This window comes from Aquibacillus kalidii (assembly GCF_014280935.1).
Lineage (GTDB): Bacteria > Bacillota > Bacilli > Bacillales > Amphibacillaceae > Aquibacillus_D > Aquibacillus_D kalidii.
This window is the reverse complement of record NZ_JACLZI010000061.1, coordinates 164,557-177,160: the sequence shown is the minus strand read 5'-3', so window position 1 is coordinate 177,160 and position 12,604 is coordinate 164,557. Positions and strand designations below refer to the sequence as shown.

The following is a 12,604-nucleotide window of genomic DNA, read 5'->3' as shown; positions in this document are numbered from 1 at the left end:
GGACTGGAATGAACAGTATTTAATGCATGTCTTTTATTAGCCTTTCCGCAGTAACCTTTCCGTTTTTAATACAATCAGGGATACCAACTCCATAGTATGAGCAACCCGCGATATAAATTCCGGGATAATTGGTTTCCAATTCAGCTTCCAAATCCTGAACAACATCTGCATGCTCCTTTTGATAGTTAGGCATATTATCTGACCAATTTGTTACTTCACTTATTACTGGATCTACTTCTAATCCTAGTGCCTTCTTAATATCCCCACGAGCAAAGTTAAAAAGCTCTTCTTCTGACATGAATTTCATTTTTTCAAAGATCGGAAGGTTACTTTTATAAAAAAGACGCACGAGTAAGTTACTCTCATCCGATGTATGCTCCCACTTTTTACTCGTCCACGTGCACGCATTACAGACAACTTCATCACTACTAGCCGTAATAAAACCTGTTCCATTAGTTGGAAGCACGGAATCTGGAACGTTATAACCTAAGTAAATACTTATGAGCGAGCTACTCTTAAACGGTTCAAATTTTGCTTGAAGCTGATTATCTTCAAACAAATCTGCTGCTACTTCATCTGGAATGCTTAAAATAATATGTTGTGCCTTCACTATTTCCCCGTTATCAAAGGTTACTTGGTACCCGTTTTCTTTTTTTAGAATACTCGTTGCTTTTACGCCTTTTAAAATATCAACATCGTTGGCTAATTTCTTTTCCAACGTATCGATTAATATACTCATTCCACCCTGGAAGGAAATAAACTTTTTGTCACCACCGCTTCTGAACCTTTCCATATTTGCTTCTACGCCTTTCATTATGCTTCCATATTCCTTTTTATAATCTAATAAATATGGTAGCGTCGCGCCTATCGTCAAATCATGAAGAGATCCAGAATATACTCCCGAAAGTACAGGTGCAATCTGCTTTTCTACTAGTTCTTTCCCAAGGAAATGTTCCAAAAAGGAGCCTACCGAATCTTTTTTTGTAAAGGAGTCATTTGGTGTGTAATAATCCTTTAATGCAGCCACTTTTCCTTCAGCTGATACGAGCGTACTATTAACTAGAGACTCTAGACCAGCTGGAATACCAAACACAGCATCTGTCGGTATTTGTTTTAATTCGCCATCGATATATAGATATGAACTACCCGAGGCATTGTACACGACTTCTGATTCTAGGCCTAGTTCCTCGATGAATGGAATTACATTTTCTTTTCGAGCAACAATGGAATCTGCTCCCGTTTCCATCACAAAACCCTTTTGTTTTTCAGTATGAATTTTACCTCCAAGCAATTTATTCGCTTCAACAAGCATGAGTCTGATATCACTGGCATTTTGCTTTTTCCATTTATCTAATTCATGTGCAGCTGATAACCCTGTAATACCGCCACCTATAACTAAAACGGTCTCCATTTATATACACCTCTAGATTATTATTTAGACATGTTAAAAGTTTAACATATCTAAAGTTAGATACGTCATTCATTAACTAATGTTCAAAATATATACACTTTTACAATTCCATTACATACTTTACAAGTAGATTGTTCTATATCCATGATTTTAAAAATACAATCGTTTTACAGGGTTATAAGAGATTGGCTTATCAGAATAGCCATACATTAAAATTAGTTTTCCCCTTGAATTATCTGTCATTTTACGTTATAGTTTATAAAGCTTATAATTTATTTCCATAAACTTATCAAGAGAGGTTAAGGGATCTAGCCCAATGACACCTCAGCAACCAGCTAAAGCATGGTGCTAATTCTAGTAATAGATAAGAAGATTAGTGATTAAATTCAGGACCTTCTTATTGGATAGGGTCTTTTTTTGCGACTTAGCGGACCTTGAACCAATTTGTGAATTTCCCTCGGTTTAATTCCGATTAATTTGATAAGAATTATACGAATAGGTGTGATAAACGATGTTTGTATCTATAAATCAATTAAATAAACAGTTTTTAGATAAAGACGAGAAACCAACAACCGTACTAAAGGATATAGACCTACAAATTGAAAAGGGTGAATTTGTTTCGATTCTGGGACCTTCTGGTTGTGGTAAATCTACGCTTCTATCGATTGTTGCTGGATTAACTGAGGCTACAAGTGGTGACATCATAGTGGATGGAACAACTGTTAAAAAGCCAGGGAAAGACCGTGGTATGGTCTTTCAACAAGCAGCACTTTTTCCTTGGATTAATGTCCTTGAAAACGTGATGTTTCCTTTAAAAAAAGAAATGGCAAAAGAAGAAGCTGAGGCACAAGCAAAGAAGTATCTACAGATGGTTCAACTCGGTAATTACTTAAACCATTATCCACATGAATTGTCCGGTGGAATGCAGCAGCGGGTTGCTATCGCCAGAGCACTAGCGATGAACCCAGAAACATTATTAATGGATGAACCGTTTGGTGCTTTAGACGAACAAACGCGAACTCGATTACATGGACAGTTAGAGGACATTTGGTTAGAAACAAAAAAGACAATATTGTTTGTGACGCACAGTATCTCGGAATCTATAAAGCTCTCAGATCGAATTATTGTAATGGGTACACGTCCTGGAATTGTGTTAACAGATATTAAAGTAGACCTACCACGTCCGAGAGATCAACACAAAGAAGAAATGCTTGCGATTGAAGAAAAAATTATGCGTTATTTGAAAAAAGAAATAGATAAAGTAGTTAGTGAGGAATTAAGCCATGAAGCCAGTCGTTAAAAGATTTATATTTATTGTTGTTATCTTAGGCTTATGGGAATTAGGCTCGAGAATGGGGTTATGGGCAGAGCTCATCCTCCCATCACCTACTAATGTTGCAATTGCTTTATTTGATGGCATTCAAAACATGACATTAATTTACGATTTAGTTGCAAGCTTTAGAAGACTTGCAATCGGTTTAGTGATTGCCTTAGTAATCGGTACTGGAATAGGGGTTTTAATCGCAAAATCGAAGACAGCGGACGACACAATTGGTTCGATGCTTTTAGCTTTTCAAAGTGTACCAAGTATTGTCTGGTTGCCACTTGCGATGATGTGGTTCGGACTAAATGATAAAGCAGTTATCTTTGTCGTTGTCTTAGGCGGTACATTTGTAATGGCATTAAATGTTCGAACAGGAATCAAAAATGTATCACCCCTTTATATTAGAGCAGCGCAAACGATGGGGTCTAAAGGAATTGATTTGTTTATCCGAGTTGTATTCCCTGCCTCTATTCCTTATTTTGTTACAGGTACGAGACTTGCATGGGCATTTGCATGGAGAGCATTAATTGCTGGGGAACTGTTAACAACAGGGCCTGGACTTGGATACACACTTAGGTATGCATCTGATTTTGGAAATATGAGCTTAGTAATTGGGGTCATGATTATCATTGGTGTAATTGGAGCAATTGTTGATCAACTCATCTTCCAACGTATTGAAAAGTCTGTAGCAAGACGTTGGGGACTGTAATTTTGAGCAGACGTGGTTTATAAGTATGTTAAGTTATTTTTTTAAATAGAGAAGAATGTTTTTAACATCTTAAGAATTTATAGGAGGGCAATTTATTATGAAAAAAGCACTTATTTTATTAGCAACAGCTATTCTGTTTGTTGGCGTCTTAGCCGGCTGCGGTAGTTCATCATCGTCATCTTCTTCTGAAGGGGAAAAACAAGTAGTAACAATTGGGTATTTTCCTAACATTAACCACGTACCAGCTATGGTAGCAAAGTCAGAAGGATATTACCAAGAACAATTGGGTGATGATGTTACGATTAAGTACCAAACATTCCCTGATGGTTCTGCTTTTATGAATGCACTAAAAACTGGTGAAATTCAAGCTGGGTTAGTTGGACCTGGACCTGCAATGAATAACTACACTACTGGTACCGATGTGAAAATTATTGGTGCTGGGTCAACTGGTGGTACAGTAATTCTTGCAAGAGAAGGTAGTGGGATCGAAACAGCTGAGGATATCGCAGGAAAAACATATATTACACCACGAGTTGGTTGTACACACGACGTTCAATTTGAGAATTTCATGAATGAACTTGGCATTACGTCTAAACGTATTGGCGGTACTATGATTCACCAAACAGGTAAACCTGCAACATATCAAGCTATGTTTGAAACTGGAAAAGTAGACGTAGCCGTTGCCCCTGAACCATGGGCATCTGTTTTACAACAAGAAGCTGGGGCAAAGGTAATCATTCCTGCAAGTGAAATTTCTTGGGGAACAACACTACCCGCTTCTGTACTAGTTGCCTCTGGGGAACTGATTGAGCAAGACCCAGAATTAGTACAAAAGATTGTAGATGCGCATAAGGATGCAACTAAATTTATTAATGAAAATCCAGAAGAAGCAAAAACGATTGCTATTAACGATATTAAAGAAGTAACAGATCAAGAGTTGAGTAAAGAAGTAATTGACAGTGCATGGAAAAGTATTGGCTTCACATATGAAGTGGATGCAGCTGCAATCCAAGAGTTTGGTGATTCTTCTTATAATCTAGAGTTCTTAACAGAAAAACCAGACTTCTCTGACTTAATCGACACACAATTCATTGACTAATAATGGTGAATGGAAAAGGTGCCAGACACAACCGTCTGGCACCTTTATGTTGTATCAAATACGTATCCTCCACTCGACAAAATTCGGGTGGTGACAGGCACCAAAAGGGGGAAACCTCGTATAATTGTCCTAAAATAACACATCATATCTTAAAAGGATGTGGTGGTATGAAAAGGAACAAGTTAATTTTACTTGGAATGTTGGTGTTACCTTGGCTTTCATTCCCTCTGCTAGGTAAAAAGACAGTCAAACGCTTCATATGCAGTTCTATCTTTATCTCGCTAATCGTAAAAGCTGAAAGTATATTAGCTAGAAAAAGAAAATGGTGGTGGTTCTTTGAAAAAATAACGCCTAATTTTTCGGGGGAATTACCATTAATTTGGGGGCCATTTTTTATCGGTTCGATGTGGATTATGAAATTTACATATGGAAAGTACCTGTTATATATGTTGATTAATTTTCTTATTGATGCTTTCTTTTCCTTTGTTTTGATTGACTACTTAAAAAAACTTGGAATTGGTGCACTTGTTAGACTGAAAAAATACCAACTTTTATTAATTTTCTTATTTAAAGCTAATTTGTTATATATCTTTCAAATTTTGTATGAGAAAACATGGATGGGTAATTCTATTGAATCAAACAAATAGTCACAAAGATTAGTAAACTTAAGTGAATTTTGAACCTATATTAATCATATAACCCCTACTAAATTTAGTAAGGGGTTTAATTTAGTTTAAGTAATGATTCCAAGCTCTCTCAAAGCAGCTTCTACCGTTGATTTTATCATCACATTTTCAAAACAATTAGAAACGTGGAGAGTAATGGAACTGCTCAAAATAACATCTGGTTGAATACCTGTCAATACAGGTCTCACACCCATTATTTTTAACGATTCTATCACCTTATAAAAGTGAATAACAAAAAAGTCGTCAATTTCTGCAATTCCCGATAAGTCGATCATAAAGTAGTCTATGCTACTAGTTGAACAGTGGGACAAGATATTTTTTGCAAGTAACTCCACCCTATTCGTATCAAAAGTACCTACTAACGGTAATACAACAACACCCGTAGTGATTGGAACAACTGGTGTAGAAAGCATATCCATTCGATAATTAGCCTGGTCCAAGCTAATAATATAGTTTAATAGGCTAGCCATATTCTTAAAGAGTGAGATTTGCTCCTTAGTTAAACGCTTTACTTCGTTATCAGCCAAACATAAGGTTCCAAATGGTTTATGATCACGGTCATACAGCGTCGCTCCCAGAAAAGTATGAAATCCTAACTCCTTAGCCAATTCAACATGTGACGTTCTTTCGTCCTTGATAAGGTCAGAAGAAAAAAATTCTGCTTCATTACTGTCCATAACAAACTGGCAGTAGGATTTTTTATATTCTACAGTCATTCCTTTTTGTACGACTTCTTCCCGTAAACTATAAACGTCTTTTACATCCATCCCATATTCTTCTCTTTTGGCCAAATAGACCGTGTTGACATTAAGTACTTCTGCGATATTTTTTAATACCGATGATGATACTTCCTCGAGTGATTTAAAAGAAGTAAGGGTATTCTGCACGCTTTCTCCCATATTGTCCCCCCAAAACCTAAAAGGCCTTTTTTGCTATCTTTTTCCAACTAACACTTCTACATTAAATAGTAACAAAGCCTTATGAGAATAACAATGACCAGACACCAAATGAGCGTATTTTATAGTCTTTGGAGTAAAAGAAAACTGCCCCACCTTTAATGAGACAGTCTTTCCTTCTATGGTAATTGAGTTGCCCCCATTAAATAACGGTCACATTCTCTTGCTGCTTCTCTTCCCTCATTAATTGCCCAGACAATCAAACTTTGGCCTCTTCGCATATCTCCTGCCGCAAATACACCTTTCTTATTTGTTTTGTATTGTCCATATTCTGCTTTAACGTTAGATCTCGGATCGGTTTTAACACCCATCTCTTTTATTAATCCTTGCTCAGGACCAGTAAAACCAATTGCTAACAGCACAAGCTGAGCTGGCCACACTTTTTCTGTACCCGGAATCTCTTTTTTCATTCGATTCCCATTTTCGTCAATATATTGCTCAACATTTACGGTGTGGACTTCTTTTATATGACCACTCTCATCACCTACAAACTTTTTCGTTAATACCTGGTAAGCACGAGGATCTTCGCCAAATACTGCTTTCGCTTCCTTATGTCCATATTCAACACGATGGATCACTGGCCATTGCGGCCATGGGTTAGTCGTATCATCACGCTCATCTGGTTTTCTTTCATTATAATCAAATTGAGTTAGACTTTTGCATTCGTGACGTAGACTTGTTGCAATACAATCGGTACCAGTATCACCACCACCAATGACAATAACATCCTTGTCTTTAGCAGAAATATAGTTTCCATCTTTTAGATCGGAGTCAAGCAGGCTTTTGGTGTTGGCATGAAGGAAATCCATTGCAAAATGAACCCCTTTTAGCTCCCGACCTTCAACTACTAAATCCCGATGATTGGTAGCACCACCACACATAATGACAGCATCAAAATCTTCTTCTAAATCATCCACTGGATAGTCATTCCCTACATCGACATTCGTCTTAAAAGTGATACCCTCTTTTTCCAAAATATCAACACGACGTTTTACAACATCATAAGAGAGCTTCATTTCTGGAATTCCGTATGTTAATAATCCACCTACTCGATCATCACGTTCAAAAACTGTGACATGATGGCCAGCTTTATTTAACTGTGCAGCAGCTGCCAATCCTGCAGGCCCTGATCCCACTACCGCAACCTGTTTCTCTGTTCGTATCTTAGGTGGTTCTGGCTTTACCCAACCTTCGTCAAAGCCTTTCTCAATAATAGCTCTCTCAATGGATCGGATGGCAACGGGAGGTTCGTTAATCCCGAGTACACAAGACCCTTCACACGGTGCAGGACACGCAATCCCTGTAAACTCTGGAAAGTTATTACGCTCATGCTCACGGTCCAATGCTTCCTTCCATTGATCTTGATAGACAAGGTCATTCCATTCTGGGATCAGGTGATTAACCGGACATCCTGTGGTCAACTTATTCATATCCGTTCCCGTATGACAGGTTGGAATGCCGCAATCCATACAGCGCGCACCTTGGATTTTCACTTCTTCTTCAGCTTGTGGAAGTTTATAGTCTTTCCAATCCTTGGTACGGGTTAACGGGTCACGTTCTGGTGTAGCTTGCCTTTTATACTCTTTAAAACCAGTAATTTTTCCCATTCTTTACCCCTCCATTATTTGATTGCTTCTACGACTTCATGCCCTTGTTCAAAAGCCTTCATTGCAGCTTCATCTTTAGTCATACCGCTCTCTTCAAACCGTTCTATTCTTGTCCGCATTTCGAGGTAGTCTTTTGGTATAACCTTGACAAACTTAGCATGGATATTATCCCAATCATCCAAGATACGCTTGGCATTTACACTATTCGTATAATCAACATGCGCTTGGATCATTTGACGAACTTCTTCCATCTCTGTTTCTTCTGATAATGATTCCAGTTGAACAAGTCCAGGATTACACTTATTGCGGAAAGTGTTTTCTTCATCAAGAACATAGGCAATACCACCAGACATACCGGCCGCAAAGTTTTTACCTGTTGTTCCTAAAACAACAACACGACCACCAGTCATGTATTCACAGCCATGATCACCAACACCTTCTACGACTACTTTAGCCCCACTGTTACGAACACAGAAACGCTCTCCAGCAATCCCATAAATGTACGCTTCACCTGCTGTTGCACCGTAAAAGGCCACATTTCCTATAATCGTATTTTTCCATGGTTCAAATGTTGATTTCGTGGACGGTCTGGCAATAATTTTCCCACCAGATAAGCCTTTTCCAACGTAATCATTACCATCGCCAACCAAGTTCAGTGTAAGCCCTTTTGGAATAAAGGCACCAAAGCTTTGTCCAGCTGATCCACGGAACCTTAAACGGATTAAGTCTTCCGGAAGTCCTTCACTTCCATATCGTTTCGTAATTTCACTACCTAACATGGAACTTGCCGCTCGATTTATATTACGTATACCAAGTGATGCCTTTAAGGGCTCTTTCTTTTCAATTGCTTCTTTACAAAGTGGGATTAACTCTTGCATATCGATTGTCTTATCCAACCCATGCACTTGTTCCACCTGTTGGTAACGTCCAACATGGTCTGGTACATCTGGTTGGTAAAGTAATGCCGATACATCTACACCCTTTGCTTTCCAATGATCTATGGCTTCTTTTCGTTCTAACAGATCTGTTCTCCCAATCATTTCGTCAATCGTACGGAATCCTAATTCTGCCATAAGTTCCCGAACCTCTTTTGCAATAAAGGTCATGAAATTAACAACATGATCTGGAGAACCAGCAAATTTTTTCCTAAGCTCTGGATCCTGTGTAGCAATTCCAACCGGACAAGTATTTAAGTGACAAACACGCATATAAATGCAACCGAGGACAGCTAGCGGCGCTGTTGCAAAACCATACTCTTCCGCTCCAAGTAATGCCGCAATCACGACATCTCTCCCTGTCATCATCTTCCCATCCGTTTCCACTACTATCCTGTCGCGTAGACGATTCATCAATAAAGTCTGATGTGCCTCAGCTAAACCAATTTCCCAAGGCATTCCAGTATGCTGGATACTTGTTCTTGGTGCTGCACCTGTACCGCCGTCGTAGCCACTGATTAAAACTAAATCAGCTCGTCCTTTTGCTACACCCGCTGCAATCGTTCCAACTCCAACTGCAGACACAAGCTTTACACTAATTCGGGCCTCTGGATTAGCAATTTTTAAGTTGAAAATTAGTTCTGCTAAGTCCTCAATCGAATAAATATCGTGATGTGGTGGTGGCGATATTAAGCCAACACCTGGCGTTGATCCTCTAACCTCTGCAATCCATGGGTAAACCTTTTTCCCTGGCAAATGACCACCTTCGCCCGGCTTTGCACCTTGAGCCACTTTGATTTGAATTTCATCTGCATTGACTAAGTAATGGCTCGAAACTCCAAATCGCCCTGACGCTACTTGCTTGATGGCACTTCTCCTCAAATCACCATTTTCATCAGGTGTGAATCTGGAAGGATTTTCGCCGCCCTCTCCAGAATTACTTCGCCCTCCAATCCGGTTCATCGCAATAGCCAAAGCCTCATGTGCCTCAGCACTAATCGAACCATAGGACATTGCTCCCGTTTTGAATCGTTTAAAAATACTTTCCTCAGATTCTACTTCGTCTATTGGAATAGGCGTTGTTTTCTTAAAACGAAGCAGTCCTCGTAAGCTCTGCAAATTTTTGTCCATTTCGTTAATCATGCTCGCGTATTTTTTATAGGAATCATAATCATTGGTTCGACAAGCATGCTGTAATAAATGAATGGTATGTGGATTGTATTGATGATCCTCTGCATCTTGGCGCCATTGATAATCATCACCAGTTTCAAGCCCTTTGTTCCTACCACGATCTCTGTTATAAGCTTTTTTATGACGCATCACTACTTCTTCCGCAATTGTTTCTAAACCGATTCCACCAAGTCTAGAAGCTGTTCTTGTAAAATACTTGTCTATAACATCAGACTTAATGCCAATCGCTTCAAAAATTTGTGCACCACGATAGCTCTGAAAAGTAGAGATTCCCATTTTTGATAACACTTTTAGGACACCATCTGTTGCGGATTGGATATAGGTGCTAATTGCATCTTCTAAAGCAACACCTCTTATATCCCCTATGGCTATCAAACTCTCTAATGTTCGGTAAGCCAGATACGGATTTATTCCTTCTGCACCATAGCCTAGTAACGTCGCAAAGTGATGAACTTGGCGGGCTTCACCAGTTTCAATTAGGATACTAACTTGAGTTCTTAAACCTTTTCTAATTAAATGGTGGTGTAATCCAGAAACAGCTAATAGTGCAGGGATTGCAGCCTGTTTCGCGCTTATCCCGCGGTCAGATAAAATAAGTAATGTTTTCCCTTCAGCAATAGCCTGATCCGCCTGATTAAATAGACTATCTAATGCAGGTTCGATATCTTGCTCACCTTTTTCCACATCGAAAAGTAGCGATAATGTTGTTGCTTGAAAGTGTTCTAAATCATTATGTCGAAGTGTTTCTAGTTGGCTATTAGTCAATATTGGCGTTTTTAACCGGATATGTCGACAGCTTTCTGGTTTTGGCTCTACTAAATTACCCTCTTTGCCGATCGTTGTCTCTGTTGCTGTCACTATCTTTTCCCTGATTGCATCAATTGGCGGATTCGTTACTTGGGCGAACAGCTGTTTAAAATAGTTGTACAGTAATTCTGGCCGTTTCGATAAAACAGCAAGTGGTGAATCATAGCCCATTGAACCAATCGGATCCTTTTTATCCGTTACCATAGGTTTTAAGATTTTGTTTAGCTCTTCCGTTGTATAACCAAATGCGATTTGTTGTTCTAGTAGTTGTTCATCCGTGTAAGTTTTAGCTTCCACTTTTGGTTCTTCCAAATTTTCCAAATTCAGCTTATAGTCAGCTAGCCATTCTTGATAAGGCTTTTCAGCTGCAATTTGACCTTTTATATTTTCATCTGGGATGATCTTCCCTTTTTCCAAATCAACAAGTAGCATTTTACCAGGTTGAAGTCTATCCTTATAAACGACATCCTCGGGCAAAATATCAAGTGCCCCTACCTCGGATCCTAGAACAATTTTACCGTCATTCGTGACATAATAGCGCGCAGGTCTAAGTCCGTTTCGATCAAGACAAGCACCTATTTGTTTTCCGTCTGTATAAATGACAGCTGCCGGTCCATCCCAAGGCTCCATTAAAGTACTATGGTAATTGTAGAACGCCCTTTTCTCCTCATCCATACTTTCATCATTTACCCAAGGTTCTGGAATCATCATCATTGCTGCATGCGCAAGGGAGCGACCTGATAGATGAAGAAATTCAAAACAGTTATCAAACATCGTCGAGTCACTACCGTCTGTATCGATTATAGGTAGGATCTTCTTCATATCTGATTCCGTGAACTTCTCTGACTGACACATTTGTTCACGCGCACGCATCCAATTCACATTTCCTCTGATGGTGTTAAATTCTCCATTATGGGCAATATATCGATTAGGTTGCGCACGTTCCCAGCTTGGAAAAGTATTCGTACTAAAACGTGAGTGGACAATCGCAACAGCAGATTTGAAATCACGATTGTTCAAATCGATATAAAAGGAATCCAATTGCTCCGGAATGAGCATTCCTTTATACACAATAGTCGATGTCGATAAACTACATATAAAGGTGTTGTCTTCATCATTCACATCACCTGTGCCTTGCAGTCTGTTTTCGGCAACTTTTCGAATGATATAAAGCTTTCTCTCAAATTCTTCCCTATTTTTAATAGTAGTGGAAGGCGCTATAAATACTTGGCGGATAAATGGCTTCACTTTTTTCCCATGATCTCCAACGTATGAGTCATTGACTGGAACAGTCCGCCAACCGAGTACTTGTTGTCCTTCTTCTTCAATAATTGCTTGAAGCTTCTTTTCTGCTTTTTTTCTTACTTCAGGTTCCTGTGGGAGAAATATCATCCCAACCCCATATTTGCCCTCTTCAGGTAGTTCAAATTCTAAATCCTCACATTTGTCTTGAAAAAATTTATGAGGGATTTGCGTGAGGATACCTGCACCATCACCCGTACTTATATCAGCGGATTGCCCACCACGGTGCTCTAAGTTGCATAGTATTGTAACCGCATGCTGCACAATATCATGCGACTTCTTACCGTCAATATTAGCAATCATACCAATACCACACGCGTCATGTTCATTCTCTGGATGATATAATCCTTGTGCTTTTGGATATCCGTACATATGAAAACATCCCTTCTTAATCCCGTTATAAAATAAAAGTATCTGGATTCAGTCTCTCCAATTTATACCGGTTTCATGCAGTGGATGTAATTTTACCCATTTATTAAATTTGCTTATTTTTTGAGGAATTGTGAGGAGTGTTTGTTGCAGTATTAATGGGATAACATACCTAGTACGCCTTTGTTGCTTAATATTATTATGTCTC

8 protein-coding genes and 1 riboswitch are annotated in these 12,604 nt (G+C 38.9%); of the genes, 4 read left to right on the top strand and 4 right to left on the bottom strand.

Annotated elements, in window-relative coordinates; translation table 11 throughout:
• Nucleotides 1-19: 19 nt before the first annotated feature.
• A complete protein-coding gene (gene hemG, locus H7K77_RS18425; protein WP_186580053.1) occupies nucleotides 20-1,411 on the bottom strand; it encodes a protoporphyrinogen oxidase in 1,392 nt (463 codons plus the stop codon).
• Between the two features lie 283 nt (nucleotides 1,412-1,694).
• Nucleotides 1,695-1,782: riboswitch (SAM riboswitch) on the top strand.
• A gap of 140 nt (nucleotides 1,783-1,922) precedes the next feature.
• Between hemG and H7K77_RS18420 the strand changes: the two genes are divergently transcribed.
• From H7K77_RS18420 to H7K77_RS18405, 4 genes are all read left to right on the top strand, one after another.
• Nucleotides 1,923-2,711 carry an ABC transporter ATP-binding protein gene (locus H7K77_RS18420; protein ID WP_186580051.1) on the top strand — a complete coding sequence of 263 codons (789 nt, stop codon included), beginning with the start codon at nucleotides 1,923-1,925 and terminating at the stop codon, nucleotides 2,709-2,711.
• Nucleotides 2,695-3,444, top strand: coding sequence for an ABC transporter permease (locus tag H7K77_RS18415; protein ID WP_186580049.1), 750 nt, complete (start codon nucleotides 2,695-2,697; stop codon nucleotides 3,442-3,444). The genes H7K77_RS18420 and H7K77_RS18415 overlap by 17 nt, the downstream gene beginning before the upstream one ends.
• 97 nt (nucleotides 3,445-3,541) lie before the next feature.
• Nucleotides 3,542-4,543 carry an aliphatic sulfonate ABC transporter substrate-binding protein gene (locus H7K77_RS18410; RefSeq protein ID WP_186580048.1) on the top strand — a complete coding sequence of 334 codons (1,002 nt, stop codon included), beginning with the start codon at nucleotides 3,542-3,544 and terminating at the stop codon, nucleotides 4,541-4,543.
• A 167-nt stretch (nucleotides 4,544-4,710) separates the two neighbouring features.
• Nucleotides 4,711-5,190, top strand: a complete 480-nt coding sequence (locus H7K77_RS18405; protein WP_186580046.1) for a hypothetical protein — start codon at nucleotides 4,711-4,713, stop codon at nucleotides 5,188-5,190.
• Nucleotides 5,191-5,276: 86 nt separating this feature from the next.
• Here the strand turns inward: H7K77_RS18405 and H7K77_RS18400 are convergent, their stop codons facing one another.
• The 3 genes from H7K77_RS18400 to gltB all read right to left on the bottom strand — a co-directional run bounded on the left by H7K77_RS18400 (nucleotide 5,277) and on the right by gltB (nucleotide 12,399).
• Nucleotides 5,277-6,128, bottom strand: a complete 852-nt coding sequence (locus H7K77_RS18400) for an STAS domain-containing protein (protein WP_186580044.1) — start codon at nucleotides 6,126-6,128, stop codon at nucleotides 5,277-5,279.
• A gap of 176 nt (nucleotides 6,129-6,304) precedes the next feature.
• Complete coding sequence (locus H7K77_RS18395) at nucleotides 6,305-7,792, bottom strand: glutamate synthase subunit beta (RefSeq protein WP_186580043.1); 1,488 nt, start codon at nucleotides 7,790-7,792, stop codon at nucleotides 6,305-6,307.
• Nucleotides 7,793-7,806: 14 nt separating this feature from the next.
• Complete coding sequence (gene gltB, locus H7K77_RS18390) at nucleotides 7,807-12,399, bottom strand: glutamate synthase large subunit (protein ID WP_186580041.1); 4,593 nt, start codon at nucleotides 12,397-12,399, stop codon at nucleotides 7,807-7,809.
• Nucleotides 12,400-12,604: the final 205 nt, after the last annotated feature.

What these genes read in the sequence shown, in the direction of transcription:
- hemG (WP_186580053.1), bottom strand. Translation starts at nt 1,411, where the DNA reads ATGGAGACCGTTTTAGTTATAGGTGGCGGTATTACAGGGTTATCAGCT.
- H7K77_RS18420 (WP_186580051.1), top strand. Translation starts at nt 1,923, where the DNA reads ATGTTTGTATCTATAAATCAATTAAATAAACAGTTTTTAGATAAAGAC.
- H7K77_RS18415 (WP_186580049.1), top strand. Translation starts at nt 2,695, where the DNA reads ATGAAGCCAGTCGTTAAAAGATTTATATTTATTGTTGTTATCTTAGGC.
- H7K77_RS18410 (WP_186580048.1), top strand. Translation starts at nt 3,542, where the DNA reads ATGAAAAAAGCACTTATTTTATTAGCAACAGCTATTCTGTTTGTTGGC.
- H7K77_RS18405 (WP_186580046.1), top strand. Translation starts at nt 4,711, where the DNA reads ATGAAAAGGAACAAGTTAATTTTACTTGGAATGTTGGTGTTACCTTGG.
- H7K77_RS18400 (WP_186580044.1), bottom strand. Translation starts at nt 6,128, where the DNA reads ATGGGAGAAAGCGTGCAGAATACCCTTACTTCTTTTAAATCACTCGAG.
- H7K77_RS18395 (WP_186580043.1), bottom strand. Translation starts at nt 7,792, where the DNA reads ATGGGAAAAATTACTGGTTTTAAAGAGTATAAAAGGCAAGCTACACCA.
- gltB (WP_186580041.1), bottom strand. Translation starts at nt 12,399, where the DNA reads ATGTACGGATATCCAAAAGCACAAGGATTATATCATCCAGAGAATGAA.